Origin of the sequence: Klebsiella sp. K-Nf6 (assembly GCF_002806655.1) — a bacterium.
Classification (GTDB): Bacteria; Pseudomonadota; Gammaproteobacteria; order Enterobacterales; family Enterobacteriaceae; genus Klebsiella; species Klebsiella variicola.
Genome location: NZ_PIBN01000009.1, coordinates 24,148 through 49,822, shown reverse-complemented (window position 1 = coordinate 49,822; position 25,675 = coordinate 24,148). Strand labels below are relative to the sequence as shown.

The following is a 25,675-nucleotide window of genomic DNA, read 5'->3' as shown; positions in this document are numbered from 1 at the left end:
AGAACAATGATGAAAAAAATGCTGCTTATTGCCATGATGGCATCGGGTTTGGTGGCCTGCGCCACGTCGCCAGCGCCAAAAGAAGACACCAAACTCAAAGATGCCTATAGCGCCTGTATTAATACGGCGGAAGGGAATCCGGACAAGATTGAAGCCTGTCAGAGCGTACTGAATGTGCTGAAAGAGGATAAACAGCACCAGCAGTTTGCCAACCAGGAGAGCGTTCGCGTGCTGGATTACCAGCAGTGTATTCAGGCCACTCGTACCGGCAACGATCAGGCGGTGAAAGCACGCTGCGACCAGATCTGGAAAGAGATCCGCAGCAATAATAATACCCCCCATTAAGTCAGACGGCTGTGGCAAACGGGCGGAGCGCATCTCCGCCCGTTTGTTTTTTTAGCGTTGACTCTCCGCCGGTTGATAGCCGCGGCTCAGGCGTACAAACAGTAGCGCGGTGGCAACGAATCCGCACAGCGCGGCGCACATCAGCCACCAGCCCGGTGAACTTTTATCACCGGTAAGCTCGACCAGGGCGGTAGAGATAGCCGGCGTCAGGCCGCCGAAAATGGCAGTAGCGAGACTAAAGGCCAGAGAGAAGCCCACGGTGCGGACGTACACTGGCATCACTTCGGTGAGCGCCGCCACCATCGCGCCGTTATACATACCAAAGAAGAACGAGAACCACAGCAGGACCAGCGTCATACGGGTGAAATCGGGCGCGGCGGTGAGCCAGTGCATCACCGGCCAGGTGGTGAGCAGCGCCAGCAGCGTAATGCCCATCAGCACCGGGCGACGGCCGATCCGGTCAGAGATCGCCCCGCCAATCGGTAACCAGATAAAATTAGAGATGCCCACCAGCATGGTCACCAGCAGGCTGTCGCGAGCGCTGAGGTTCAGCACGGCTCTGCCGTAGGTCGGCGTATAGACGGTGATAAAATAGAAGGTGGTGGTGGTCATCGCCACCAGTAACGTCCCCGCGGTAATAATGCGCCAGTTGCTGGCGATGGTGGTCAGGATCTCTTTGGTATCCGGGCGGTGTTTACGCTGCAGGAACTCTTCTGTCTCCTGCAGCGAGCGGCGCAGCACGAAAATCAGCGGAATGATCAGACAGCCAATAAAGAAGGGAATGCGCCAGCCCCAGTCAGCGATCTCCTCATGCTCCAGCGTGGCGTTCAGCGCATAGCCAATCAGCGCCGCCATGACGATAGCCACCTGCTGGCTGGCGGACTGCCAGCTGGTATAGAACCCTTTATTGCCCGGTGTGGCGATTTCCGACAGATAGACCGACACCCCGCCAAGCTCGACACCCGCGGAGAACCCCTGCAGCAAGCGGCCCACTAACACCAGGATCGGCGCCAGCACGCCGATGGTGTGGTAGCCAGGGACCAGGGCTATCAGAAGCGTCCCGCAGCCCATGATCGCCAGGGTGACCATCAGCCCTTTGCGGCGCCCGATTCTGTCGATATAGGCACCGAGTACCACCGCACCGATGGGGCGCATCAGGAAGCCCGAACCAAACACCGCAAAGGTCAGCATCAGCGCTGCGAACTCGCTCTCCGCCGGAAAGAAGGTGCGGGCGATATAGGTGGCATAAAAGCCAAACAGGAAAAAGTCGAACTGTTCAAGAAAATTACCGCTGGTCACGCGGAGGATAGCGCCGACGGTGCCGGCGCGCGTGGGTTGTTGCGTCATAGGGTGTGCTCTCCATTGTCTTTATCTTGTTGTTATTGGGTTCAGAGGGAGTGGGTCAGTCGCCGGCGACGCCCACCTGTTTTCCGCGCCGCTTCTCAATCGCCCACTTGAGTAACGCCGCACAGCGGTAAAATCCGTGGGCAAATTTTCCGTAGGGAAGGGTTAAAAACAGCGCCATCACCACCCCGAGATGAACAGCGAGCAGGATGCCCATCCACGAGGTATCTCGTCCCGCCAGCAGGGCCAGGCCGGTGAAACTGGTCAGCAGCAGCAGCAGGATAAAGCCGCGGTCCATCGGTTTTTGTCGCGCATCGCCGTGCAGTGGCGACCGGCGCAGGTTCAGCCACAGCAGGCCAGCCGGGCCGACCAGCAGGCCGATGCCGCCGAGGGTCCCCAGCAGCACCGGGACGCTGAAGAACGGGTAGGGGGCTTCCAGGCCGGCGAAATAGTGATAGCCCGTGGCCACCACGGTGGCGGCGAAGCAGAGCATAAAGCCGTAGAAGGTGAAGTGGTGGAAACGGCGGCGCATCAGCGTGAAGGCGTCATCGGCTTCGTTGCAGCCTTTGCCGTGCCCGCCGTCGAGATATTTCAGCGTCAACGCATCCTGTGAGGCCTTTGCGATATCAACAGGCTGCGGCTGGCCCGGGGAGATCTCGCGCCAGAAGCGGATCACCCCGGTCATCAGTAAGCCAAAGGCCAGCACGAAGACCGAACCAAACATCCACGCCAGCAGGTTATGCGGGAATATCTGATAGAAATCGCCGGCCAGAGGAGAGTGAAGCAGCGAGCCTTTAAGTCCCATCGCCAGCAGCAGAAAGAAAATCAGTCCGCCGACCAGCGCCAGCACGGTGGTCACGCCAGCCCGGCGGTACAGGCTGCCAAAGGCCGGAGGCTGGGCGTAGTGTTGATAGGTCTCGAGCCGGACTTCGGCCATCGCCTTCGGAACATTAATGGCAAACTCGTGCGGCGGCGCGTACTGGCAGGCGTGCAGGCAAGCGCCGCAGTTATGACACAGGTTAGCCAGATAGTTAATATCCGCTTTGCCAAAGGCCAGGCGTTGGGTCATCGCCGGAAATACGGCGCAAAACCCTTCACAGTAGCGGCAGGCGTTACACACCTGCATCACCCGTTCGACTTCCGCCTCCGGCTCGGTGATGATCTGCGCGTCAATGATCAGCTTCTCAAGCGACTTCATGGTGTTTCTCCTGCTGTGCCGCCCGGGCGGCTTGCTGGCCGGCGATGCGGCCGAAGGTAGTGCCAATCGACATCCCGACGCCGGCGGTGTAGCCCTTGCCCAGCACGTTGCCGGCCATCATTTCCCCGGCGACAAACAGATTACGGCTGGGTTTGCCGGCGAAGTGGACGGCGGCGGTTTTGTCGACGTAGAGCCCGAGGTAGGTGAAGGTGATCCCCGGACGGAGGGCGTAGCCGTAGTAGGGCGGCGTATCGAGGGGCCGCGCCCAGTGGGTCTTTGGCGGCGTCAGGCCTGCCGTCGCGCAGTTATCCAGGCGGGTATGATCGAACTGGCCCGGCGCGCAGGCGGCATTATATTCGGCGATGGTTTGCGTCAAGCGTTCGCTGTCCAGGCCGAGCTGGCGGGCCAGCTCGGGAAGGGTGTTGGCCTGAGCGCCGGGAAAGACGGGCGGCATAAAGTGGCCGATGGCTTTGCTGTCGATGATCGAGTAGCCGATCTGTTCGGGCTGGTGGGCGACCAGCCGGCCCCAGATGGCATAGCGTTTGGGCCAGAAATCTTCCCCTTCATCGTAAAAGCGGTCGGCATCGCGGTTGACCACTACCCCCAGCGACACGCAGTCGACGCGGGTGCAGATCCCGCCATCGTAGAGCGGCGCCCGGGCGTCAATGGCGACGCAGTGGGACTGCGAGGGATCGCCGATGATATCTGCCCCGGCGTCGATCATAAACTTGAGCAGCACCCCCTGGTTGAAGCGGGTGCCGCGGATGAGGAAGTTATCGGCGGGCCATTCACCGCGGTCATTTTGCCCCCAGGCCTCGCGCAGCCATTCGCGGTTGGATTCAAATCCGCCGGCGGCGAGGACGCAGCTTTTCGCAACAATCCGTTCCTCGCCCGCCAGCGCGGCGACGAATTCGCCGTTGCGCAGCTCGAGAGCCTGTACCGGGGTGTTGTAACGGATCTGCACCCCCATCTGCTCCGCGCTGCGGTAATAGGCATTGACCAGCGCTTTGCCGCCGCCCATAAAAAAGGCGTTGGTGCGGGCCACGTGCAGGGCGCCGGAGAGCGGTGGCTGAAAGTTCACGCCGTGCTGGCGCATCCAGTCCCGGCATTGTGACGAGGTGCGGATCACCAGTCGGGCCAGCGCTTCGTTGGTATTCCCCTCGGTGACGCGCAGCAGATCTTGCCAGTACTCTTCTTCCGGGTAGCTCTCGACCAGCACGTCCTGCGGCGCATCGTGCATACAGCGCAGGTTACGCGTGTGCTGCGAGTTGCCGCCGCGCCACTCCCGCGGCGCCGCCTCCAGCAGCAGCACCGAGGCGCCAGCTTCCCGGGCGGTTAAGGCGGCGCATAGCGCGGCATTGCCGCCGCCAATCACCAGTACATCCACCATTATCGGCTCCCTTACAATTTAATTAATTGTTAAATTTGTAATGGGAATGTAGGTGGTAACGACGACGTGGCGCTATGGCGTAGCGTTAAAGAGGGGTTTAGCGAGTGTAAAGGGTAGCGCCCGGCCAGCGGTCAGACTCCACCAGCTGACGCATGACTTTGCTGAGTATCACTCGAGCCGCAAGGCCTGCCGGAGTGAGTTCATCATCGGACAGACTGACCAGAAAGTTGGGGCGACTGAGTACCGGATTAACGACGTCGATCACCCTTAGCGCCTGATGGTCAAGATGGGAAATGGCGGCTCCGGGCTGTAGGGTGGCCCCCAGTCCGCTGCGCACGGCCTGCATCAGCAGAGCCAGACCGTCAATGTCCGCCACCACCTCAACGCTGAGATTGTGTTGCTGGCAAACCGCCTCCAGCCTGCCGCGCAGGCCGTGGCCCTGGCTTGGCATAATCAACGGCAGGGAGGTGAGCTGGTCAGGAGAGATGTGGTCCTCCTGCAGGGGGGCCAACAGCGTATGGGTGCCTATCAGGAACAGGCGCTCTTCCAGCACCGGTCTGGCGCTCCAGCGCAGGATCTTCTCCTGCTGGAAGACGATAGCTAAATCGAGCTGGCGGGTGTTGATCATCCGCTCCAGATTACCGGAGAGGCTTTCCACCAGATGCAGGCGTACGTCGGGATAGCTTTCGCGCATCGCATTGATGAACGGGACGCCGAGAACGGAGGCGGTGCTGGGGGCCATGCCGACGCTAACGTGGCCTGACAGGCGCGCCTCGCGGGCGGCGAGGATGGCATCATCGGCATGGCGCAGCGCCAGCTGTGCCTGCGAGTAGAAGGCGAGCCCCGCGCTGGTGGGCGTGACCCCGCGGGAGGTCCGCTGCAGCAGGCGAATGGCCAGTTCGTTTTCCAGGCGCGCGATCTGCTGGCTGAGCGCCGAGACGCCGATATTAAGATCAAGCGCGGCGCGTCCCATGCTGCCGGTTTCAACAATGCGCACAAAATAGCGTAGCTGGCGAAGTTCCATATCAACTCTCCGGACAAAACGGGGACGCGGGAAGGTCACCTTTGGGACGAGAGCGGGAAGGGCGGCAGAGGCGCCCATAAAAAAGCCAACCGGCAGGTTGGCTTTTCAGTCTCAGCGAAGCGGGAAATTATTTTTCCACCGCGTCGTGGGCGTGTTCGTCCTCGCGGCAATCACCTTCCGCACAGTGACCGTACAGATACAGACTGTGGTTGGTCAGGCGGATGCCGTGGCGGGAGGCAATTTCACGCTGGCGCAATTCGATCGAGTCATCGCTGAATTCGATCACTTTGCCGCAGTCGAGGCAAATCAGGTGATCGTGGTGATGCTGCTGGGTCAGTTCGAAAACGGATTTACCGCCTTCAAAATTATGACGAGTCACGATACCGGCATCATCAAACTGGTTGAGTACGCGGTAAACAGTCGCCAGACCGATCTCCTCGCCCATGTCGATCAGGCGTTTATATAAGTCTTCCGCACTGACATGATGGTTATCCGGTTCCTGCAGCACTTCAAGGATTTTCAGTCGAGGAAGTGTGACTTTCAGGCCAGCCTTCTTTAATGCGGTATTGTTGTCAGTCATGCGGAATCTGTCCTGTTGCTAAACGATCTACTTCCTTCAACGGAAGTCATACAGAAATTAACCCGACGTAATGCGTCTCATTATAGAACTGCCACTGGTAAATGAAAACTGCAAGCATCAGGCCTGGTTTGCTGTCAAAAACGAGGCACCAGCTACAAACTGCGTCACGTGCCTCGTAGAATCAGAGGACATTGTACAGATATGTGATTAAAAGTTAAAAACTTGTAGCTATTAGTTTGATTGCTTTTGTCTATTAATGCGACGCAACTCAATGATTGCGCCGCTTAATCATCAGGCGTTTTTGATTTCTTCGAGGTGCAGCTCTTCGGCAACCTGCTTCACCCATTTCTCAACGCGCTCGTTGGTCAGCTCCGGCTGGCGGTCTTCATCGATGGCGAGGCCGACGAAGTGGTCGTCATCCGCCAGGCCTTTGGAGGCCTCAAAATGATACCCGGCTGTCGGCCAGTGACCGACGATGGTCGCGCCGCGCGGCTCAATGATGTCGCGGATGGTGCCCAGCGCGTCGCAGAAGTATTCTGCGTAGTCTTCCTGGTCGCCACAGCCGAACAGCGCCACCAGTTTACCATTGAAGTCGATCTCTTCCAGCGTCGGGAAGAAGTCGTCCCAGTCACACTGCGCTTCCCCGTAGTACCAGGTGGGGATACCGAGCAGCAGAATGTCATGGGCTTCCAGGTCTTCTTTGCTGCTTTTGGCAATGTCGTGAACATCAGCAACATCTTTACCAAGCTGCTTTTGAATCATTTTTGCAATATTTTCGGTGTTGCCGGTGTCGCTGCCAAAAAAGATGCCGATGATTGCCATGAGTAAAATAACCTCTTGAAACTTAAATGATGTGGTAGGGACGCGATGCCCATAGATAACGGCAATCATAGCAGAACAGGCAAGGGCGCGGAAACAGCAATCACGCCCGACTGCACACTCTGCTACACGAATGCGGATTTTTCGCGGAAAGTTAGACTTTTCCCTGGCTGTGCAGGGCGTGCAATTGCGTCATCAGCATCTCTTCAATGAGATCGCTGCGGCTCATATTACGCGCTTCCGCCAGTTCATTGAGCGCATCGACCGCCTCGGCGTTGAGTTTTAACTCGACGCGCTTCAGCCCGCGAACCTTATCGCGTTTCAGCTGGTTACGTTTGTTGATGCGCAGTTGTTCATCGCGCGACAGCGGATTGGTTTTCGGTCTTCCCGGGCGACGCTCGTTTGCGAACAAATCTAATGTCGTACGGTCCGTTTGTTCTTTTGCCATGATTCTGAGTGACTTCGGGGAAACAAGCAGCCGGGCTCTAGCCGGCGCAGATAGCGCGCCATCATACATCAGGCGAACGGCTGCGCCAACGACCGCGGGCATTCTGCGGCGCGGTCGGGCATATTTTAGCCAATCAGGCGGCGATGCTCGTCAGATAGCGGCGGATGGCGCGTAACACCGCTTCGGGTTTCTCGGCATGCACCCAGTGTCCGGCGCCGGCGATGACGTGCGCCCGGGCCTGCGGGAACTGCGCCAGCAGCGCGTCGCGGTAGGCGTCGGTCACATAGGGCGAGTTGCCGCCGGGAATAAACTGCGTCGGATGCGGCCAGGCCGGAATCGTTTCCCAGCCGACGATATGCGGGTACTGGTCCCACAGCACCGGCACGTTAAAGCGCCATTCGCCGTCGACAAAAGATTTCAGCAGAAACTGAATCACGCCTTCTTCCCGCAGATGCTCGCGCATCACCTGCGCCGCCTGCTGGCGGCTGCTGGCGGGGGATTCGCTGACGGCGCGGATAGCGGTGAAGATCTCGTCATGGCGACGCACATGATAATCCACCGGCGCGATATCGATCGCCACCAGTCCGCTGATGCGTTCCGGCGCCAGCGCGGTGAGCGCCATCACCGCTTTCCCGCCCATCGAATGGCCGATAAAGGTGGCGCGCTCGATCTGGTGCGCGTCGAGCGTATCGAGCAGATCCTGCGCCATCGCGGGGTAGGTCATCTCTGGCGATCGCGGCGACAAACCGTGGTTGCGCATATCGACCTGCACAATATCGTGGTCGGCGATCAGGTCGCGGGCGAGGATGCCCAGGTTGTCCAGGCTGCCAAAAAGACCGTGGACCAGCACGATCGGGGAGTGGTTGTGCGGATTCTGTGCAGATTGCGCTCGGCTATTTAATTTCATGGCAAAGTTCTTTTTTTCGCTCCGTCGGGTTAGGGTATTATGTTGGACATTCTGCCATCCGGCTGCAAGACCCAGAAGTTTTCTGAGTTTTACCGCCATCCTGGTTTGACGCTATCCGCGGTTGGGATTTGAACTTATAATCCCAACGATTTGTATTCAGAAAAGATATCGCACTGGATTAAGATGAAAACAATTGAAGTTGATGATGAACTCTATCGCTATATTGCCAGCCACACTCTGCATATCGGCGAGAGCGCATCCGACATTTTACGGCGCATGCTGAAATTTTCCGCCGTTTCCCAACCGGCTACACCGGTCAGCAAAGCCGCGCCGGCACTGGCGCCAGCGCCTGCCGTTGAGGTGAAACCCGTTAACCCGGCGAAAGATAAAGTCCGCGCCATGCGCGAGCTGCTGTTATCTGATGAATACGCCGAGCAGAAGCGCGCGGTGAACCGTTTTATGCTGGTGTTGACGACCCTCTATTCCCTGGACAATAAAGCATTTGCCGAGGCGACTGAGTCTCTGCATGGCCGCACGCGCGTCTACTTCGCAGAAGATGCGCGTACGCTGCTGAAAAGCGGTAATCAGACCAAACCAAAACAGGTTCCTGGTACACCGTGGTGGGTTATCACTAATACCAATACCGGCCGTAAATGCAGCATGATTGAGCACATCATGCAGTCGATGCAGTTCCCTGCGGAGCTAATCGAAAAGGTTTGCGGCACGATCTAGCTTTTTAACATTTGCACCAGAAGGATCAGGCAATGGCAATCGATAAACGTGCGGGGCAGCCTGCGCAACAGAGTGATTTGATTAACGTCGCCCAACTGACTGCTCAGTACTACGTGCTGAAGCCTGAAGTCGGTAATGCGGAGCATGCGGTAAAATTCGGCACCTCTGGCCATCGCGGTAGCGCGGCGCGCCACAACTTCAACGAACCGCATATCCTGGCCATCGCCCAGGCCATTGCGGAAGATCGTGCGAAGAACGGGATCACCGGTCCGTGCTATGTCGGCAAAGATACCCACGCTCTCTCCGAGCCGGCGTTTATTTCGGTGCTGGAAGTGTTAACCGCCAACGGCGTTGACGTGATCGTGCAGGAAAACAACGGCTTCACTCCGACGCCGGCGGTCTCCAATGCGATTCTGGTGCATAACAAGAAAGGCGGTCCGCTGGCAGACGGCATTGTGATCACCCCGTCACACAACCCGCCGGAAGATGGTGGTATTAAGTACAACCCGCCAAACGGCGGCCCGGCTGATACCAACGTCACCAAAGTGGTGGAAAACCGCGCCAACGAACTGCTGGCCGCGGGCCTGCAGGGCGTGAAACGCATTTCTCTGGACGCGGCGCTGGCTTCTGGTCACGTTAAAGAACAGGATCTGGTGCAGCCGTTCATTGAGGGGCTGGCGGACATCGTCGACATGGCGGCGATCCAGAAAGCGGGCCTGACGCTGGGCGTCGATCCGCTGGGCGGGTCCGGTATCGAATACTGGAAACGCATTGGCGAATACTACAAGCTCAATCTGACCATTGTGAACGATCAGGTTGACCAGACTTTCCGCTTTATGCACCTCGATAAAGACGGCGCCATCCGTATGGACTGCTCCTCAGAGTGTGCGATGGCGGGCCTGCTGGCGCTGCGCGATAAGTTCGATCTGGCGTTTGCTAACGATCCGGATTACGACCGCCACGGGATTGTCACCCCAGCCGGGCTGATGAACCCGAACCACTACCTGGCGGTAGCGATCAACTACCTGTTCCAGCATCGTCCGCAGTGGGGCAAAGAGGTGGCGGTGGGTAAAACGCTGGTCTCCTCCGCGATGATTGACCGCGTGGTGAACGATCTGGGCCGCAAGCTGGTGGAAGTGCCAGTGGGCTTTAAATGGTTTGTCGACGGCCTGTTCGACGGCAGCTTCGGCTTCGGCGGCGAAGAGAGCGCCGGGGCCTCCTTCCTGCGCTTCGACGGCACGCCGTGGTCCACCGATAAAGACGGCATCATCATGTGCCTGCTGGCGGCGGAAATCACCGCGGTGACCGGGAAAAACCCGCAGGAGCATTATAACGAACTGGCTGAACGCTTCGGTGCGCCGAGCTATAACCGTTTGCAGGCTTCCGCAACTTCCGCGCAGAAAGCGGCGCTGTCCAAGCTCTCTCCGGAAATGGTCAGCGCTGACACGCTGGCGGGCGATCCGATCACTGCCCGTCTGACCGCGGCGCCGGGCAACGGGGCGGCGATTGGCGGTCTGAAGGTGATGACCGACAACGGCTGGTTCGCGGCGCGTCCGTCAGGCACCGAAGACGCCTATAAGATCTACTGCGAAAGCTTCCTCGGCGAAGAGCATCGCAAGCTGATTGAAAAAGAAGCGGTAGAGATTGTGAGTGAAGTGCTGAAGAACGCGTAACGTAGCCAAACATCAGGCCCCTTGAGGGCCTGATTTTTTTCGCAAGGATAGCGATGAAAATACAACGGAAGACCCTGTTTTTATTCTGGGCGTGGATGGATCTCTTTTTCGTCCTGCAATTCTTATGGTGGAATATTGCCCACCGCCGCCTCCCTTTTTACGACGATCTGCTGGCTTATCTCCAGTTGCTGCAGACTTACGGCTCCGCGGCGGCCTGGCTGTACCCGCTGAATGTTCTGCTGATTATCAGCATCCCGCTGTCGATGATCCTCTTTTTCCGCCAGAGCCGTTATGCGTTGTGGCTGGCCTGGGGGCAGGCGCCGCTCAGGCTGGTGTTTATGCAACCTTCGCTGTCACTGGGTCTGTGGCTGATTCAGGCTGCCGGCATCAGGCATGTAGCGATCCTGGCAGGTTTTCTGCTGCTCTCTGAAGGTCTGAAACTCGCCAGCCTCTGGTACTGCAGAGGCGGGATTCACGGCATAAAGCGATAGCCAATGCCGGTTTCGGTCAGCAGATGCTGCGGCCGTGCCGGATCGGCCTCCAGCTTTTGTCGCAGATGACCCATATAGATCCGCAGATAGTGGCTGTGCTCCACGGCGTTAGGCCCCCACACCTGATTTAGCAGCTGACGCTGGGTCAGTACTTTACCGGGATTATTCAACAACGCCGCCAGCAGGCGAAACTCGATGGGCGTCAGGTGGATCTCTTCGCTGCCGCGCAGGATGCGGCGGGCGGGGATATTGACCTCCAGGTCGGCGAAGCGAACCACTGGCTCATCGTCCTGCGCCGCGCCGTGGCGACGCAGCGCAACGCGCAGGCGGGCCTGCAACTCGCCGATGCCAAAGGGTTTACTTAAGTAGTCATCAGCGCCGGCATCCAGGGCGGCAATTTTGTCATGCTCTTCGCTACGCGCTGACAGGACGATAATCGGCATCTGGCTCCACTGGCGCAGATCGCGAATAAAATCAATGCCGTCACCATCCGGCAGGCCCAGATCGAGGATCACGAGGTCGGGCTTACGAGTGGCGGCTTCAATCAGCCCACGCTGCAGGGTTTCCGCTTCAAATACGCGCATGCCGTCGGCTTCCAGCGCGGTGCGCAGAAAGCGACGGATAGCGTGTTCGTCTTCGATAATCAGAACGTTAATCACAATTCCTCAGGTAGCTCTTCCAGTTCAGGGGGCGCTTCTCTCGGCAGTGTAACACGGAAAGAGGCACCGCCCTCGGGCCGGTTGCTGGCGGAGATGGTCCCGCCGTGGACGTCGACGATGGCCTGACAGATGGCAAGGCCCAGCCCGACGCCAGGGATCGCCGACTCTTTGTTGCCGCGGGCGAATTTATCAAAGATAGCCTGTTCCTGGCCCGTCGGGATCCCCGGACCATTATCCCATACTTCCAGCGACAGCTGCCTGGCGTCCGCCTCGGCGCGGATGCCGATGTCTGCCCGGGCGCCGGCATACTTATGGGCATTTTCCAGCAGGTTGATCAGCACCCGCTCGAACAGCGGCCCGTCGACATGCACCAGCTGGAGGGGATCGGGTAAATCCAGCTGAATGTGCTGGCCGCCGAGACTCGGTTCGAGCATGCGCAGCGCGCTGCCGACCACTTCCTCCAGCGTCAGCCACTCCTTATGCAGATTAAAGCCGCCGGACTGGATCCGCGCCATATCCAGCAGGTTGTTCACCAGTCGCGTGGTGTTGAGTACATGCTGGCGAATTTCGTTGGCCTGCGGAGCATGTTTTGAACCTTCGCTGGCCAGATCGAGAGTTAGGATTTCCGCCTGGCCAAACAGCACGGTCAGCGGAGTACGCAGATCGTGCGACAGGGCAGCGAGCAGCGAGTTACGCAGGCTTTCGCGCTCGCTGGTCAGCCGGGCCTGCTCTTCGCTGGCGGTCAGAGTGAGGCGCTCCAGGGCGCTGGCCACCAGCAGGGTGAAGGTCTCCAGCAGCCGCTGCTGCTCCGGGATCATCAGCTGGCGCAGATTCTCCGGTTCCACCACTAAGAGCCCCCAGGTTCGGACGGCGCTCTTCAGGGGTAAAATCTGGTACGGCACGCCCGGCAGGGTATCGGTGCCGGCGCCGGCAGGTTGGCCCTTATCAAAGCTCCAGCGGGCGATGGCGTCATCCCATGGGGTCAGCCCTGGCTGGTGGGTTAAGGGCAGCAGTTTTCCCTGGGCGTCCGGCAGCAGCAACTGGCTGCGGGCCTGAAAGGTGGAGGCGATAAACCGCTCGCTGGTGATGGCGATATCCAGTGGGCTGCGACCTACCGCCAGCGCTTTAGACATCTCATACAGGTGACGGGTACGGCGTTCACGGTAGCGCGCCACCCGTGCCTGGTAGCGCACGCCGGCGGTAAGGTTACCGATAAGCAGGCCCACGGTGAGCATCACGCCGAAAGTGAGCAGATACTGGACATCTGACACCGCCAGCGTCCCGCGCGGGGCGACAAAAAAGAGATCGAAGCTGATAACGTTGATCACCGTCGCCAGCACCGACGGCCAGCGGCCATAGACCAGGGCGATGATCACCACCCCCAGCAGATAGAGCATTACCAGGTTGGCGGCTTCGAAGGCCATCAACCACTGCATAGCCACCAGGGTAATGATGGCGCATAGCGCTACCGCCACCGCACAGCCCTGCAGCTGCAGACGCCACTTTTCCAGCGCCGTACGGCTGTCGTTGGCCCGGGCAGGGAGGGGGGACGGTTTTTCATCGAGGGCGATCACCACCAGATCGAGGTCCGGCGCATGGCGAGCCAGACGGTCGGCGAAGCCGCTGCGATCCCACCAGCGGCGTTTGCGCTGGCGGCCGATGACGATTTTGCCGAGGTTATGCTCGCGGGCGTAATGGAGGACCGCTTTCTCTTCCGACGGGTCGGAGAGGGTGGCGGTTTCGGCCCCCAGTTCCTGGGCCAGACGCAGCGCGGCGAGGATAGCCCGCCGCCGGGCTTCCGGCAGGCGGTGCAGGGAAGGGGTCTCGACATACACCGCATGCCAGACGCTGCCCAGGCGGGCGGCGAGCCGGGCGGCGGCGCGCACCAGCTTTTCGCTGCCGGTGTTGTGCCCGATACAGAGCAGGATCGCATCGCGGGTGTGCCAGACTTTCTCCTGGCCCTGGCGGTCGCGCCAGGCGCGCATCTGTTCATCGACGCGGTCGGCGGTGCGGCGGAGGGCCAGTTCGCGCAGCGCAATCAGGTTTCCTTTGCGGAAAAAGTTTTCGATGGCGCGCTCGGCCTGGCCGCCGATATAGACTTTGCCCTCATTGAGCCGCTGGCGCAGATCGTCAGGGGGGAGGTCCACCAGCACCACGTCGTCTGCGGCGTCAAAGAAGGGATCGGGGACGGTCTCCCGCACCTGAACGCCGGTGATCCCGCTGACGACGTCATTCAGGCTTTCCAGATGCTGGACGTTGACGGTGGTAAAGACATCAATCCCGGCATCCAGCAGTTCATCCACATCCTGCCAGCGCTTCGGATGGCGGGAGCCGGGCGCATTGCTGTGCGCCAGCTCATCCACCAGAATCAGCGCCGGACGGCGGGCGAGGGCGGCGTCGAGATCGAACTCATAGACGTACCGCCCACGATGAGCGAGTCGCCGCGGCGGCAGAGTGCTCAGGCCCTGCAGCATCGCGGCGGTCTCTTTTCGGCCGTGGGTCTCCGCCACGCCAATCAGAATATCCAGCCCCTGGGCGCGCAGCCGCTGCGCTTCCGCCAGCATCGCCCAGGTTTTCCCCACCCCGGCGCAGGCGCCGAAGAACACTTTCAGTTTGCCGCGATGCGGGGCGGCGGTGTGCTGCAGCAGGCGGTCAGGGTCCGGGCGCAGCGGCTCGTCACTCATTTACTTATCCTTCAGGGCATCCAGCGCCATATTGAGTTGCAGTATATTGACCACCGGCTGACCAAGGAAGCTCAGCAGCGGGGTTTGTGTGGCCTGATTCACCAGCAGGGTCACCTGCTCAACGCTCAGTTGGCGCGCTTTAGCCACCCGGGGCACCTGCCACAGTGCGGCGGCCGGGGTCAGGTTGTTATCGAGACCGCTCGCCGAGGTGGTGACCAGCTCGACTGGTACCTGCGGGTCGGCGTCCGGGTTAGCGGCGCGCAGAGCCTGTACGCGCTCGCTCACTGCTTTATCCAGCGCCGGGTTGCTGGCGGCGAGGTTGCTGCCGCCCGAGGCCATCGGATTATCCGCCGTCTCAGCGGTGGCCGACGGGCGGCCCTGGAAATAGCCAGCTGCGCTAAAGTTCTGGCCAATCAGTCCGGAGCCGCGCACCTCACCGTTCAGGCGGATCAGCGAGCCGTTGGCCTGTGAGTTAAACCACCATTGTCCTAGGCTGGTGGTCAGCAGAGGATAGACGCCGCCGGTGAGCAGCGTTAACAGAATAAATAGCACAAGTGCTGGACGAATCAATGACATAGTTTTTTCCTCACACCAGACCGCTCAGGGTCAGCAGCAGGTCAATGGCTTTAATACCGATAAAGGGCACCAGCAGACCGCCGAGGCCGTAGATCCACAAGTTGCGGCGCAGCATCGCCGACGCGGAGAGCGGACGATAGCTCACGCCTTTCAGGGCCAGCGGGATCAGGAAGACGATGATCAGCGCGTTAAAGATGACGGCGCTAAGGATCGCCGACGACGGCGAATGCAGGCCCATCACATTCAGCATGGCCAGCTGGGGATAGACCGCGGCAAACGCTGCCGGAATAATGGCGAAATATTTCGCCACGTCGTTGGCAATACTGAAGGTGGTCAGCGAGCCGCGCGTCATTAACATCTGTTTGCCGATATGGACCACCTCAATCAGCTTGGTGGGGTTGGAATCCAGGTCGACCATGTTGCCCGCTTCCTTCGCCGCCTGGGTGCCGGAGTTCATGGCCACCGCCACGTCGGCCTGAGCCAGCGCGGGCGCGTCGTTGGTGCCGTCGCCGGTCATCGCCACCAGCCGACCTTCCGACTGATACTGGCGGATCAAGGCCAGCTTGGCTTCCGGCGTCGCTTCGGCGAGGAAATCATCGACCCCGGCCTCGGCGGCGATCGCCGCGGCGGTCAGGCGGTTATCGCCGGTGATCATCACCGTTTTAATGCCCATTTTGCGCAGTTGGGCGAAACGTTCTTTGATACCGCCTTTGACGATATCTTTGAGTGAAATAATCCCCAGCACCTTTTCCCCTTCGGCGACCACCAGCGGCGTGGCCCCCTGGCGGGCGACCTCTTCCACCTGCTTATCGACATCGGCAGGGAAGTGGCCTCCATTGGCCTCCACGTGGCGGCGAATGGCGTCCACCGACCCTTTGCGGATCATGCGTTGATCGATATTGATGCCGCTCATCCGCGTTTGCGCGGTAAAGGGGACAAAGGTGGCGTGTAGCGACTGCAGATCGCGTTCGCGCAGGTTAAAGCGCTGTTTCGCCAGCACCACGATGCTGCGCCCCTCAGGGGTTTCATCCGCCAGCGAGGAGAGCTGGGCGGCGTCGGCGAGGGTTCGCTCTTCCACGCCGCGCGCCGGCAGGAAGGCAGAGGCCTGGCGGTTGCCGAGGGTAATAGTCCCGGTTTTATCCAGCAGCAGGACATCGACGTCGCCAGCGGCTTCCACCGCGCGGCCGCTGGTGGCAATCACGTTGGCGCCGAGCATACGACTCATCCCGGCGACGCCGATGGCCGACAGCAGCCCGCCGATGGTGGTCGGGATCAGGCACACCAGCAGGGCGACCAGCACGGTAACGCTGACCGCATTGCCGCTCCACGCCGAGAACGGCCAGATGGTGGCGGTGGCCAGCAGGAACACCAGCGTCAGGGCGATCAGCAGGATCGTCAGGGCGATCTCGTTCGGCGTTTTACGGCGCTGGGCGCCTTCCACCATGGCGATCATCCGGTCGAGGAAGGTTTCTCCCGGGTTCACGCTGCAGCGGATCACCAGCCAGTCGGAGAGAATGCGCGTCCCGCCGGTCACCGAGGCAAAATCGCCACCGGATTCACGGATCACCGGGGCAGACTCGCCGGTAATGGCGCTTTCGTCCACCGAGGCGCCGCCTTCGATGACTTCACCGTCGCAGGGGATAATATCCCCGGCTTCCACCAGCACCACGTCGCCCTTACGCAGGTCTTCCGCCGGCACGTGGTCGACCGTCGCGTCATGCTGCGGGGCGCGCAGTTTGCGGGCGAAGGCCGTTTTTTTCACCCCTTTCAGGCTGTTGGCCTGGGCTTTGCTACGGCCTTCCGCCATCGCTTCGGCAAAGTTGGCGAACAGCACGGTAAACCACAGCCAGATACTGACGGCAGCGGTAAAGGTGGCGCTACCGGTCAGGGCGCCGCCAGCCATCGCGATCGCCAGCAAGGTAGTTAACAGACTGCCCACCCAGACGATAAACATCACCGGATTGCGCCATTGCACCATCGGGCTGAGTTTTTTGACGGCATCCAGCAGCGCCTGGCGCACCAGCGTCGGCTCCAGCAGGGCTAATTGTTTGCGACTCATAACAGGGTGCTCCGCATCGCTCAAAGTAAGGTAAAGTGTTCAGCCAGCGGGCCAAGCGCCAGCGCAGGAATAAAGGTCAGGGCGCCCACCAGCAGCACGGTGCCGATCAGCAGACCGATAAACAGGGCGTCGTGGGTGGCCAGGGTGCCGGGACTGGCTGGTTGAATTTTCTTCACCACCAGCGAGCCGGCGATAGCCATCACCGGAATGATGACGGCGAAGCGGCCGACCAGCATGCAGAACGCCAACAGCAGGTTCCAGAACGGCGTCGCCGCCCCCAGGCCAGCGAAGGCGCTGCCGTTGTTATTGGCTGCCGAGGTGACGGCGTACAGCACCTCGCTAAAGCCGTGTGGCCCGGGGTTGAACATCCCGGCGCGGCCAGCTTCGGTCATCATCGCCAGTGCCGTGCCAAGCAGTACCAGCGTCGGGGTGACCAGAATGGCCAGGGCGATCATTTTCATTTCCCGGACATCGATTTTCTTCCCGAGGTACTCCGGGGTGCGGCCGACCATCAGTCCGGCGATAAACACCGCCAGCATGACGAACAGCAGCATGCCGTACAGGCCCGAGCCGACGCCGCCGAACACGACTTCGCCAATCTGCATCAGCCACATCGGCACCATGCCGCCCAGCGCGGTGAAGGAGTCATGCATGGCGTTGACCGCGCCGCAGGAGGCCGCAGTGGTGATCACCGCGAACAGGCTACTGGCGAGAATACCGAAGCGGCTCTCTTTACCTTCCATATTCAGGCTGCTGTCGGCGCCCAGCGTCAGCAGGTGTGGGTTACCGCGAGTTTCCGCCCACATCACCACGGCGACGCAGAGGATAAAGATCAGCGTCATTGCCCACAGGATGGCGCGCCCCTGGCGGCGATCGCTCACTACCTCGCCGAAGGCGAAGCACAGCGCCGCCGGGATAAGGAAGATCGCCAGCATCTGCACGAGATTGGTCAGCGCGGTCGGGTTTTCAAACGGGTGAGCGGAGTTGGCGTTAAAGAAACCGCCGCCGTTGGTGCCCAGCAGCTTAATCGCTTCCTGCGAGGCGACAGGCCCCATCGGCAGCAGCTGGTGTGCCCCTTCGAGGGTGGTAAAGGGCTGGTAGGCCAGCAGATTCTGCGGTACCCCTTGCTGAATAAAGAACAGAGCGACCAGCAAGGAGAGCGGCAGCAGCAGCCACAGGGTAATGCGTGTCAGGTCGACCCAGGCATTGCCAAGGGTGGACATTTTCTGCCGGGCAAAGGCACGGGTCAGGGCGAAGACCACGGCGATCCCGGTGGCGGCAGAGAGGAAATTCTGTACCGTCAGGCCAACCATCTGGCTGAGATAGCTCATGGTGCTTTCGCCGGCGTAAGCCTGCCAGTTGGTATTACTGACAAAGCTGATCGCCGTGTTGAGCGCCAGATCCCACGACAGCCCCGGCAGGTGCTGCGGGTTAAACGGCAGCACGCCCTGGAGCATCAGCAGGGCAAACAGCGCCAGGCCGCCGAGCGCGTTAAACAGCAGGATTGCCAGCAAATACTGCAGCCAGCCCATCTCCTCGGCGCGGATCCCGGCCACGCGCCACAGGACGCGCTCGACCCCGGCCAGGCCGGGAAGCGGGATATCGTTCACCATCCTCGCCAGACACGTCCCCAGCGGGCGCGCCAGCACCAGCAGCACCAGCAGGTAGCTGGCTAATAATAAAAATCCCTGGGCAGCCATCAGAATGCCTCCGCATGTATCAAGGCATAAACCAGATAAGCCAGTAACAGGAACACCAGCCCAACGCCAGTGAGTACGCCTGCAGTCACAATCCACCTCCGGGTGTCTTTTTGATTTACCAGGAGAATAGGAATTACGGCGCAAAGATTTTGCAAAAATCGGCGGGCACGGTGTAAAAAAAGTATAAAAATGGCAAAGGCACAATTTAACTGATGATTAGTATTAATTTAACTTTTTCGTAACTAATTTACGTGGTGAATGTAAATTAAGTATAAATACGTGCTTTTTAGTGGTCGGATGAGTAGTAAAATTACAACCAGAGCGGTATTATTTTGCTCAGACAAACATGGTTACTTTTACCGGCGCTGCTTGCCGGCCTGACAAAGGGGAGAGAAATGATGGCGTTGTACAAAGCTTATCCTGCTCATATTATTTTGCTGCGTCGTGCTTTCGCCGTCGTGGCTGGCGTCGCGGCGCTGCCGGTGATGCTGTTCTGGAAAGATCGCGCCCGCTTCTACAGCTGGCTGCACCGGGTGTGGTCGAAAACCAGCGAGCAGCCGGTGTGGATGGCGCAGGCGGAAAAAGCCGCTCACGATTTCTATTAATCCGCCCTGCTGCGACGCAGAACAATAACCGCCGGTTGCCCCCGGCGGTTTTTTTTCGTCGCTTGTCTACACTCGTTTTCATGCGCCGCAGTGGAATTGGCAGGTGCTTATTTTGCCGGAGCGCGCTATTTTTTCCGGCTTATATCATGAGATGAGTTTTGCTGACGGATATCGAGGAGTTATATGGCCACCCATCTGGTCTGGTTACGCACGGATTTACGCATTCACGATAACCTGGCGCTGGCCGCCGCCTGCCGCGATTCGCAGGCGCAGGTGCTGGCGCTGTATATCGCCACCCCGGGGCAGTGGCGTGAGCATCACCTGGCGCCGCGGCAGGCCGCGTTTATCGCCAGCCATTTGCACAGTCTGCACGCCGCGCTGGCGGAACGGGGCATACCGCTGTGGGTCGAAGAGGCGGACGATTTTACCGCCAGCGTCGAACGGCTGGCCCATTTCTGCCAGCAGCACCAGGTCAGTCACCTGTTCTACAACTATCAGTACGAATTCAATGAACGTCAGCGCGATGCCGCCGTTGAGAACACCTTGCGCGATGTCATTTGCCAGGGCTTTGACGACAGCGTCCTGTTGCCGCCCGGCAGCGTCATGACCGGCGGCGGCGAAATGTATAAAGTTTTCACGCCGTTTAAGAATGCGTTTATTCGCCGTCTGCGGGACGGGCTGCCGGCGTGCGTGGCGGCCCCGAAGCCGCGACAGGCACCTGCCCGCCAGGCGCCGCCGCTGCCTGAGCTCAACTATCCGCAAACGCCGTTCGATGGGCTGCTGTTTGCCGCGGATGAAAAAACGGCGCTGGCGCGACTGCGCGCGTTTTGTCAGCAACCGGCGGCGGAGTATGAGGAACAGCGTGACTTCCCCGCAGTGGAAGGGACCAGCCGCCTGTCGCCCTGCCTGGCTATCGGGGTACTGTCGCCGCGTCAGTGCCTGCATCGTCTGCTGACGGAACACCCCGCCGCGCTGGACGGCGGGGCAGGCGCCACCTGGCTTAATGAGCTGATCTGGCGCGAGTTTTACCGCCATCTGATGGTCTACTATCCGAAACTCTGTAAAGGACGCCCGTTTATCGCCTGGACCGATCAGGTCGCCTGGCGCGAAGATGATGCCGCCCTGCGGGCGTGGCAGCGCGGGGAGACCGGCTTTCCGATAGTCGATGCCGCGATGCGCCAGCTTAACGCCACCGGCTGGATGCATAACCGGTTGCGCATGATTGTCGCCAGCTTCCTGACGAAAGATCTGCGCCTCGACTGGCGGGCAGGGGAGCGTTACTTCATGAGTCAGCTGATTGATGGCGACCTGGCGGCGAACAACGGCGGCTGGCAGTGGGCGGCCTCGACGGGCACCGACGCCGCGCCCTACTTCCGCATATTTAATCCCATCACCCAGGGCGAGAAGTTTGATAAGCAGGGGGTGTTTATGCGTCGCTGGCTGCCTGAGCTGGCAAAGGTGCCGGAAAAAGCGCTGCATCAGCCGTGGGCGTGGGCGGATAAACAAGGGATCAAACTGGATTATCCGCGCCCGATAGTCGATCACAAACAGGCGCGGCAGGAGACGCTGGCGGCCTGGGAGGCCGCCAGAAAAGGAATTACTCCACCGCCAGACGGCGGGTCCTGACCTTCAGTGAGTGATACAGCCAGATGACCAGCACCACGCCAACGCAGGCCAGCGCGCCCCAGGTGATCTGGCTGAAAACCTTGATGTAGGCGTCAATGGAGTAGTTCACCGCCCCGGCGGCGTCGAATGACGCCTGCGAGGTCTGGTCGGCAATAACGCCGGCCAGATAGTTGGCGATGGCTCCGGAGAGCAGCATATAGATGCCGGTCAGCACCCCGGTGACACCCGGGATCTCAATGCGGGTGATTTGCGACATCGCGACCGGATCGATAAACAGTTCGGCAAAGCCCATCACCGCCAGACCCAGCACCATCAGCGGCATGGACGACTGGCCATAGGCCGCGGACCAGCGGGCGCTGAGGGTCAGGATGCAGAACCCGGCGCTCATCAGGCCCAGACCGAGGGCAAATTTCCCCCAGATGCGCACGGTGCGATTGCCACCGACGCTCTCTTTCACCAGCCACGCCAGCACCATCCCGCAGAGCATCACCGCGAAGGCGTTGACCGACTGGAACATGGCGGTAGGGACTTCGTAGCTCATGATATGGCGATTAACGAAGCGGTCAATATACAGGCTGATGGAGCTCCCGCCCTGCTGGGCGAAGGCCCAGAACAGCAGGCTAAACGCGGTGAGGACAACGATCAGGCGCAGATCCTTACGCTGTTTATCGGTTTCAGCGCGCAGGTAGATCCGCGCCAGCACCGCCAGGCCGATAACGGTGGCCACGATCAGGGCATACACCGACCACTCCTGCCAGAACAGCACGGCGATCAGCAGCGGGGCGGTAACCAGCAGCACCAGCAGCCAGCCCCAGTTCGGCAGCAGGAAGGTTCGCGCGCACAGCGCCTGGCGGTTGACGCCGGCGGTATGCTGGAAGTGACGGTTGCCGCAGAGAAAAATCACCAGTCCCGCCACCATGCCGATGGCCGCCAGGGCAAAGCCCATCGCCCAGCTATACTCCTCCTGTACGTAGCCGCAGGCGATAGGCGCGATAATCGAGCCGATATTGCCCGCGGCATACATCAGCGAGAAGCCGCCATCGCGACGCGGATCGGCAGGTTCGTAGAGTTCGCCCAGCAGACAGCTGACGTTGGATTTAAACAACCCGTAGCCGCAGACGATGATCGCCAGCGACAGGTAGAGGAAGACCGGGGCGGTTTCGCTGGCCCCGAGCACCAGATGGCCAATGGCCATCAGCAGCGCGCCGAGCATCACCGCCATCCGGTTGCCCAGCAGCTTATCGGCCAGATAGCCGCCGAGGATCGGCGTCACATAAACCAGCGAACAGTAGGCGCTGAACAGGGCGTAGGCGTGGTTATCGTCATATTTGAGCTGATTGGTGAGATAGAGGATCAGCAGGGCGCGCATGCCGTAGAAGCTAAAATATTCCCAGATTTGCAGCGCCACGACGTAGTAAATCGCCCGCGGTTGCGATGATGTTGTCTTCATGAGAAGTGTGGTTTCCTGGCGTAAAGCGAAAGTCGATCGTTCTGCATGAATAGCGCTTAATTAGTCATATTCATGGCTTGAGGGGCTTTCTGGTTATTTAATATGCTTTATTAGTGCATAAATATACACGAATGCGCGACGGGGTGGGTAGACAAAATGCGGGATCCGGTAAAAAGTCATGGTCGGTGCCGGTAGTGGACTATCGACGGCCCGAATGGATATGGTTATGTTATGCCTTTGTATACCCTGATTATCTGCTGGAGTGGCGATGAAAAATAGCGAACTGGAACAACTGATTAACGACAAGCTCAATAGTGCGGCCATCAGTGACTTCGCCCCTAACGGTTTGCAGGTGGAAGGACGCGACACGGTGCACAAGATTGTCACCGGGGTGACGGCCAGCCAGGCGCTGTTGGATGAAGCCGTTCGGCTGCAGGCGGATGCGGTGATCGTCCATCATGGCTATTTCTGGAAAAACGAGTCGCCAGTGATCCGTGGCATGAAGCGCCGCCGCCTGAAAACGCTGCTGGCCAACGATATCAATCTCTATGGCTGGCACCTGCCGCTGGATGCCCATCCGGAGCTGGGCAACAACGCGCAGCTGGCGCATCTGCTGGGGATTAACGTACTGGGTGAAATCGAACCGCTGGTGCCGTGGGGCGAACTGTCGATGCCGGTTTCCGGCCTCGAACTGGCCTCCTGGATCGAAGCGCGGTTGGGGCGCAAGCCGCTGTGGTGCGGCGATACCGGGCCGGACACCGTCAGCCGCATCGCCTGGTGTACCGGCGGCGGCCAGGGCTTTATTGACGCCGCGTCGCGCTTTGGGGTGGACGCGTTTATCACCGGCGAGGTGTCGGAACAAACCATTCACTCTGCCCGCGAGCAGGGGCTGCATTTTTATGCCGCTGGTCACCACGCCACCGAGCGCGGTGGCATTCGCGCCCTCAGCGAATGGCTGACGGAAACGACCGACCTGGATGTCACCTTTATTGATATTCCCAACCCTGCCTGACGGGAGAGAGAAAAGTGCAGCGAGCGCGTTGTTATCTGTTAGGAGAAACGGCCGTCGTGCTGGAGCTGGAGCCGCCGGTCACGCTCGAGAGCCAGCAACGGATATGGGGATTGGCCCAGCGTCTGTCTCACCACGAAGAGGTGGTTGACGCCATTCCCGGTATGAACAATATCACCGTAGTGCTCCGCCGTCCGCAGGAGATGGCGTGGGAGGCGATAGACCGTCTACAGCGCTGGTGGGAGGAGAGTCTTGCGCTGGCGCCGGAGTCGAGGTCATTAACCATCCCGGTGGTGTACGGCGGCGAGGCCGGGCCGGATCTCGGGGTGGTGGCGCAGCACAGCGGCCTGAGTGAAAAACAGGTTGTGGAGCTGCATGCTTCGGTGGAATACCTGGTCTGGTTTATTGGTTTTCAGCCGGGATTTCCCTACCTGGGCGGGCTGCCGCCGGCGCTGGCGACCCCGCGTCGCGCCGAACCGCGCGTACGGGTGCCGGCCGGTTCGGTGGGCATTGGCGGCGCGCAAACCGGCATCTATCCGCTGGCGACGCCTGGCGGCTGGCAGCTGCTGGGGCGGACCGCGTTGACGCTGTTTGACCCGGCGCGTAAGGAGCCTGCGCTGCTGCGCGTGGGCGATAAAATTCGCTTTGTGCCGCAAAAGGAGGGGGTATGTTGACCCTGATCCGCGCCGGTCTGTACACCTCGGTACAGGACGGTGGACGAGAAGGCCTGCGCCAGTCTGGCATCAGTCGCTGCGGCGCCCTGGATTATCCGGCGCTGGTGATTGCCAATCTGCTGGTTGGCAACGAGGCGAACGCCGCCGGGCTGGAGATAACCCTCGGCCAGGTGGAGATTGAATTTGCCCGCAGCGGCTGGTTCGCGCTGACCGGCGCCGCCTGCGAAGCGACGCTGGACGGCAAAGCGGTCTGGGTGGGCTGGCGTACCGCCTACCGGGCCGGGCAGCGGCTGGTGCTGAAAACGCCGCAGCATGGCATCCGCAGCTATCTGGCGGTGGCGGGCGGGATTGCGGTCCCGGTGGTGCTTGGCTCGCGCAGCACGGATCTTAAGGCGGGGATTGGCGGTCTGGAAGGACGCCGCCTGCAGGATGGCGACCAGCTGAAGCTCGGGAAAGCCGCCCGGCGCTTTACCACCTCGCGCGGCGTCAAGCAGCTGCCGCTGGACAATCGCATTCGCGCGCTGCCGGGCCCGGAGTATCACGAGTTTGATGCGGCCTCGCAGGCGTCGTTCTGGCGCTCTCCCTGGCAGCTCAGCCCGCAGAGCAACCGTATGGGTTACCGCCTGCAGGGGCAGCCGCTGAAACGGACCACCGATCGCGAAATGCTGTCGCACGGTCTGCTGCCTGGCGTGGTGCAGGTGCCGCACAACGGCCAGCCCATCGTGCTGATGAACGATGCGCAAACCACCGGCGGTTATCCGCGCATCGCCTGCATTATTGAGGCTGATATGTACCAGCTGGCGCAGATCCCGCTGGGGCAGCCGATCCACTTCGTCGCCTGCTCGCTGGAGGAGGCGCTGAAGGCGCGGGCCGATCGTCAGCGTTATCTTGAACAACTGGCCTGGAGACTCCACGATGATGATTGATCTCAATGCCGATCTCGGGGAAGGGGGCGCGAACGATAGCGCGCTGCTCCAGCTGGTGTCCTCGGCGAATATCGCCTGTGGTTTTCACGCCGGCGATGCCCGGCTGATGGTGCAGAGCGTGCGCGAGGCGCTGAAGTACGGCGTGGCGGTGGGCGCCCATCCGGGGTATCCCGACCGGGAAAATTTTGGTCGTACGGCGATGGATCTGCCGCCGGAAACGGTCTATGCCCAGACGCTGTATCAGATTGGCGCCCTGGCGGCGATCGTTCAGGCGCAGGGCGGCGAGCTGCAGCATGTGAAGCCGCACGGCATGCTTTATAACCAGGCGGCCAAATCGCCGCCGCTGGCGGACGCCATTGCCCGCGCGGTCCGTGATGTTAACCCGAAGCTGGTGCTGGTGGGGCTGGCGGGCAGCGAACTGATCCGTGCCGGGCATCACTATGGTCTGACGACGCGTCAGGAGGTGTTTGCTGACCGCGGCTACCTGGCCGACGGTAGCCTGGTGCCGCGTAGCCAGCCCAGCGCGCTGATTGACAGCGAAGAGCAGGCCCTGGCGCAAACCCTCGAGATGGTGCAACACCACCGGGTGCGCAGCATCAGCGGCGAGTGGGCCAACGTGGTGGCGCAGACGGTGTGTCTGCACGGCGATGGCCCGCACGCGCTGGATTTTGCCCGCCGTCTGCGGGCGGCGTTTGCCGGGCGCCATATTCTGGTCAGCGCGCAACTGGACGCTGAAGCGTGACAACCTGAATGACC

Annotated in this window: 25 protein-coding genes; 10 read left to right on the top strand and 15 right to left on the bottom strand. The window is 60.5% G+C overall.

Going from position 1 to position 25,675, the window contains the following annotated elements:
• Positions 1 to 9 precede the first annotated feature (9 nt).
• Entirely contained in the window at positions 10 to 345 is a 336-nt protein-coding gene (gene chiQ, locus CWM61_RS16110) for a ChiQ/YbfN family lipoprotein (RefSeq protein ID WP_061156400.1), read from the top strand.
• Positions 346 to 396: 51 nt separating this feature from the next.
• Here chiQ and CWM61_RS16105 read toward each other — a convergent pair whose 3' ends face one another.
• The 8 genes from CWM61_RS16105 to ybfF form a co-directional block, all read right to left on the bottom strand.
• Complete coding sequence (locus CWM61_RS16105) at positions 397 to 1,692, bottom strand: MFS transporter (RefSeq protein ID WP_100631545.1); 1,296 nt, start codon at positions 1,690 to 1,692, stop codon at positions 397 to 399.
• A gap of 55 nt (positions 1,693 to 1,747) precedes the next feature.
• Positions 1,748 to 2,887: a tricarballylate utilization 4Fe-4S protein TcuB gene (gene tcuB / locus CWM61_RS16100; RefSeq protein WP_100631544.1), complete on the bottom strand. Its 1,140-nt coding sequence runs from the start codon at positions 2,885 to 2,887 to the stop codon at positions 1,748 to 1,750.
• Positions 2,874 to 4,277, bottom strand: a complete 1,404-nt coding sequence (gene tcuA / locus CWM61_RS16095; RefSeq protein WP_100631543.1) for an FAD-dependent tricarballylate dehydrogenase TcuA — start codon at positions 4,275 to 4,277, stop codon at positions 2,874 to 2,876. The genes tcuB and tcuA overlap by 14 nt, the downstream gene beginning before the upstream one ends.
• A 97-nt stretch (positions 4,278 to 4,374) precedes the next feature.
• Positions 4,375 to 5,301, bottom strand: coding sequence for a tricarballylate utilization LysR family transcriptional regulator TcuR (tcuR, locus tag CWM61_RS16090; RefSeq protein WP_074386526.1), 927 nt, complete (start codon positions 5,299 to 5,301; stop codon positions 4,375 to 4,377).
• Between the two features lie 127 nt (positions 5,302 to 5,428).
• A complete protein-coding gene (gene fur / locus CWM61_RS16085; protein ID WP_002894761.1) occupies positions 5,429 to 5,881 on the bottom strand; it encodes a ferric iron uptake transcriptional regulator in 453 nt (150 codons plus the stop codon).
• Between the two features lie 291 nt (positions 5,882 to 6,172).
• Complete coding sequence (gene fldA, locus CWM61_RS16080; RefSeq protein WP_002894765.1) at positions 6,173 to 6,703, bottom strand: flavodoxin FldA; 531 nt, start codon at positions 6,701 to 6,703, stop codon at positions 6,173 to 6,175.
• Between the two features lie 151 nt (positions 6,704 to 6,854).
• On the bottom strand, positions 6,855 to 7,148 hold the full coding sequence (gene ybfE, locus CWM61_RS16075; protein WP_074386525.1) for a LexA regulated protein: 294 nt from the start codon (positions 7,146 to 7,148) through the stop codon (positions 6,855 to 6,857).
• Positions 7,149 to 7,281: 133 nt separating this feature from the next.
• Positions 7,282 to 8,055 (bottom strand): esterase, encoded by a 774-nt coding sequence (gene ybfF / locus CWM61_RS16070; RefSeq protein WP_074386524.1) that lies wholly within the window; start codon positions 8,053 to 8,055, stop codon positions 7,282 to 7,284.
• A gap of 183 nt (positions 8,056 to 8,238) precedes the next feature.
• Between ybfF and seqA the strand changes: the two genes are divergently transcribed.
• The 3 genes from seqA to CWM61_RS16055 are packed head-to-tail and all read left to right on the top strand — an operon-like array spanning position 8,239 to position 10,951.
• Complete coding sequence (seqA, locus tag CWM61_RS16065) at positions 8,239 to 8,787, top strand: replication initiation negative regulator SeqA (RefSeq protein ID WP_100631542.1); 549 nt, start codon at positions 8,239 to 8,241, stop codon at positions 8,785 to 8,787.
• Between the two features lie 32 nt (positions 8,788 to 8,819).
• A complete protein-coding gene (gene pgm, locus CWM61_RS16060; RefSeq protein ID WP_074386523.1) occupies positions 8,820 to 10,460 on the top strand; it encodes a phosphoglucomutase (alpha-D-glucose-1,6-bisphosphate-dependent) in 1,641 nt (546 codons plus the stop codon).
• A gap of 53 nt (positions 10,461 to 10,513) precedes the next feature.
• Positions 10,514 to 10,951 carry an arginine:ornithine antiporter gene (locus tag CWM61_RS16055; RefSeq protein WP_074386522.1) on the top strand — a complete coding sequence of 146 codons (438 nt, stop codon included), beginning with the start codon at positions 10,514 to 10,516 and terminating at the stop codon, positions 10,949 to 10,951.
• Here CWM61_RS16055 and kdpE read toward each other — a convergent pair.
• From kdpE to kdpF, 6 genes are read right to left on the bottom strand one after another with little or no spacing between them, the layout of a single operon-like run.
• On the bottom strand, positions 10,933 to 11,610 hold the full coding sequence (kdpE, locus tag CWM61_RS16050; protein ID WP_061155327.1) for a two-component system response regulator KdpE: 678 nt from the start codon (positions 11,608 to 11,610) through the stop codon (positions 10,933 to 10,935). The genes CWM61_RS16055 and kdpE overlap by 19 nt on opposite strands.
• The gene (kdpD, locus tag CWM61_RS16045; protein WP_074386521.1) at positions 11,607 to 14,294 is read right to left on the bottom strand and encodes a two-component system sensor histidine kinase KdpD; all 2,688 of its coding nucleotides are present in this window, start codon (positions 14,292 to 14,294) and stop codon (positions 11,607 to 11,609) included. The genes kdpE and kdpD overlap by 4 nt, the downstream gene beginning before the upstream one ends.
• Positions 14,295 to 14,870: a potassium-transporting ATPase subunit KdpC gene (kdpC, locus tag CWM61_RS16040; RefSeq protein ID WP_100631541.1), complete on the bottom strand. Its 576-nt coding sequence runs from the start codon at positions 14,868 to 14,870 to the stop codon at positions 14,295 to 14,297.
• A 10-nt stretch (positions 14,871 to 14,880) separates the two neighbouring features.
• A complete protein-coding gene (kdpB, locus tag CWM61_RS16035) occupies positions 14,881 to 16,929 on the bottom strand; it encodes a potassium-transporting ATPase subunit KdpB (RefSeq protein ID WP_008805672.1) in 2,049 nt (682 codons plus the stop codon).
• 20 nt (positions 16,930 to 16,949) lie between these two features.
• Positions 16,950 to 18,629 (bottom strand): potassium-transporting ATPase subunit KdpA, encoded by a 1,680-nt coding sequence (gene kdpA, locus CWM61_RS16030; protein ID WP_074386519.1) that lies wholly within the window; start codon positions 18,627 to 18,629, stop codon positions 16,950 to 16,952.
• Positions 18,629 to 18,718 (bottom strand): K(+)-transporting ATPase subunit F, encoded by a 90-nt coding sequence (gene kdpF / locus CWM61_RS16025; protein ID WP_020323459.1) that lies wholly within the window; start codon positions 18,716 to 18,718, stop codon positions 18,629 to 18,631. Before kdpF ends, kdpA begins: the two co-directional genes overlap by 1 nt.
• Positions 18,719 to 19,024: 306 nt before the next feature.
• Here kdpF and CWM61_RS16020 point away from each other — a divergent pair, with 306 nt between their 5' ends.
• Both CWM61_RS16020 and phrB read left to right on the top strand, forming a co-directional pair.
• Entirely contained in the window at positions 19,025 to 19,234 is a 210-nt protein-coding gene (locus tag CWM61_RS16020) for a DUF2517 family protein (protein ID WP_162677839.1), read from the top strand.
• A gap of 183 nt (positions 19,235 to 19,417) precedes the next feature.
• A complete protein-coding gene (phrB, locus tag CWM61_RS16015; protein ID WP_074386517.1) occupies positions 19,418 to 20,860 on the top strand; it encodes a deoxyribodipyrimidine photo-lyase in 1,443 nt (480 codons plus the stop codon).
• On the opposite strand, the gene CWM61_RS16010 is transcribed toward phrB, so the two are convergent.
• On the bottom strand, positions 20,832 to 22,310 hold the full coding sequence (locus CWM61_RS16010) for an MFS transporter (protein WP_100631540.1): 1,479 nt from the start codon (positions 22,308 to 22,310) through the stop codon (positions 20,832 to 20,834). The two genes, phrB and CWM61_RS16010, sit on opposite strands and share 29 nt — an antisense overlap.
• Positions 22,311 to 22,578: 268 nt before the next feature.
• On the opposite strand from CWM61_RS16010, the gene CWM61_RS16005 reads away from it, so the two are divergent.
• From CWM61_RS16005 to pxpA, 4 genes are read left to right on the top strand one after another with little or no spacing between them, the layout of a single operon-like run.
• The gene (locus CWM61_RS16005; protein WP_100631539.1) at positions 22,579 to 23,322 is read left to right on the top strand and encodes a type 2 GTP cyclohydrolase I; all 744 of its coding nucleotides are present in this window, start codon (positions 22,579 to 22,581) and stop codon (positions 23,320 to 23,322) included.
• Positions 23,323 to 23,336: 14 nt separating this feature from the next.
• A complete protein-coding gene (gene pxpB / locus CWM61_RS16000) occupies positions 23,337 to 23,993 on the top strand; it encodes a 5-oxoprolinase subunit PxpB (protein ID WP_061155320.1) in 657 nt (218 codons plus the stop codon).
• Positions 23,987 to 24,919 carry a 5-oxoprolinase subunit PxpC gene (pxpC, locus tag CWM61_RS15995; RefSeq protein ID WP_061155319.1) on the top strand — a complete coding sequence of 311 codons (933 nt, stop codon included), beginning with the start codon at positions 23,987 to 23,989 and terminating at the stop codon, positions 24,917 to 24,919. Before pxpB ends, pxpC begins: the two co-directional genes overlap by 7 nt.
• On the top strand, positions 24,909 to 25,661 hold the full coding sequence (pxpA, locus tag CWM61_RS15990; RefSeq protein ID WP_074386515.1) for a 5-oxoprolinase subunit PxpA: 753 nt from the start codon (positions 24,909 to 24,911) through the stop codon (positions 25,659 to 25,661). The genes pxpC and pxpA overlap by 11 nt, the downstream gene beginning before the upstream one ends.
• The last annotated feature ends 14 nt before the right edge of the window (positions 25,662 to 25,675 follow it).

What these genes read in the sequence shown, in the direction of transcription:
- kdpC (WP_100631541.1), bottom strand. Translation starts at nt 14,870, where the DNA reads ATGTCATTGATTCGTCCAGCACTTGTGCTATTTATTCTGTTAACGCTG.
- CWM61_RS16105 (WP_100631545.1), bottom strand. Translation starts at nt 1,692, where the DNA reads ATGACGCAACAACCCACGCGCGCCGGCACCGTCGGCGCTATCCTCCGC.
- tcuR (WP_074386526.1), bottom strand. Translation starts at nt 5,301, where the DNA reads ATGGAACTTCGCCAGCTACGCTATTTTGTGCGCATTGTTGAAACCGGC.
- pxpA (WP_074386515.1), top strand. Translation starts at nt 24,909, where the DNA reads ATGATGATTGATCTCAATGCCGATCTCGGGGAAGGGGGCGCGAACGAT.
- tcuA (WP_100631543.1), bottom strand. Translation starts at nt 4,277, where the DNA reads ATGGTGGATGTACTGGTGATTGGCGGCGGCAATGCCGCGCTATGCGCC.
- fur (WP_002894761.1), bottom strand. Translation starts at nt 5,881, where the DNA reads ATGACTGACAACAATACCGCATTAAAGAAGGCTGGCCTGAAAGTCACA.
- phrB (WP_074386517.1), top strand. Translation starts at nt 19,418, where the DNA reads ATGGCCACCCATCTGGTCTGGTTACGCACGGATTTACGCATTCACGAT.
- kdpB (WP_008805672.1), bottom strand. Translation starts at nt 16,929, where the DNA reads ATGAGTCGCAAACAATTAGCCCTGCTGGAGCCGACGCTGGTGCGCCAG.
- seqA (WP_100631542.1), top strand. Translation starts at nt 8,239, where the DNA reads ATGAAAACAATTGAAGTTGATGATGAACTCTATCGCTATATTGCCAGC.
- ybfE (WP_074386525.1), bottom strand. Translation starts at nt 7,148, where the DNA reads ATGGCAAAAGAACAAACGGACCGTACGACATTAGATTTGTTCGCAAAC.
- CWM61_RS16020 (WP_162677839.1), top strand. Translation starts at nt 19,025, where the DNA reads ATGATGGCGTTGTACAAAGCTTATCCTGCTCATATTATTTTGCTGCGT.
- CWM61_RS16005 (WP_100631539.1), top strand. Translation starts at nt 22,579, where the DNA reads ATGAAAAATAGCGAACTGGAACAACTGATTAACGACAAGCTCAATAGT.
- kdpA (WP_074386519.1), bottom strand. Translation starts at nt 18,629, where the DNA reads ATGGCTGCCCAGGGATTTTTATTATTAGCCAGCTACCTGCTGGTGCTG.
- CWM61_RS16010 (WP_100631540.1), bottom strand. Translation starts at nt 22,310, where the DNA reads ATGAAGACAACATCATCGCAACCGCGGGCGATTTACTACGTCGTGGCG.
- kdpD (WP_074386521.1), bottom strand. Translation starts at nt 14,294, where the DNA reads ATGAGTGACGAGCCGCTGCGCCCGGACCCTGACCGCCTGCTGCAGCAC.
- fldA (WP_002894765.1), bottom strand. Translation starts at nt 6,703, where the DNA reads ATGGCAATCATCGGCATCTTTTTTGGCAGCGACACCGGCAACACCGAA.
- ybfF (WP_074386524.1), bottom strand. Translation starts at nt 8,055, where the DNA reads ATGAAATTAAATAGCCGAGCGCAATCTGCACAGAATCCGCACAACCAC.
- pgm (WP_074386523.1), top strand. Translation starts at nt 8,820, where the DNA reads ATGGCAATCGATAAACGTGCGGGGCAGCCTGCGCAACAGAGTGATTTG.
- chiQ (WP_061156400.1), top strand. Translation starts at nt 10, where the DNA reads ATGAAAAAAATGCTGCTTATTGCCATGATGGCATCGGGTTTGGTGGCC.
- pxpC (WP_061155319.1), top strand. Translation starts at nt 23,987, where the DNA reads ATGTTGACCCTGATCCGCGCCGGTCTGTACACCTCGGTACAGGACGGT.
- tcuB (WP_100631544.1), bottom strand. Translation starts at nt 2,887, where the DNA reads ATGAAGTCGCTTGAGAAGCTGATCATTGACGCGCAGATCATCACCGAG.
- CWM61_RS16055 (WP_074386522.1), top strand. Translation starts at nt 10,514, where the DNA reads ATGAAAATACAACGGAAGACCCTGTTTTTATTCTGGGCGTGGATGGAT.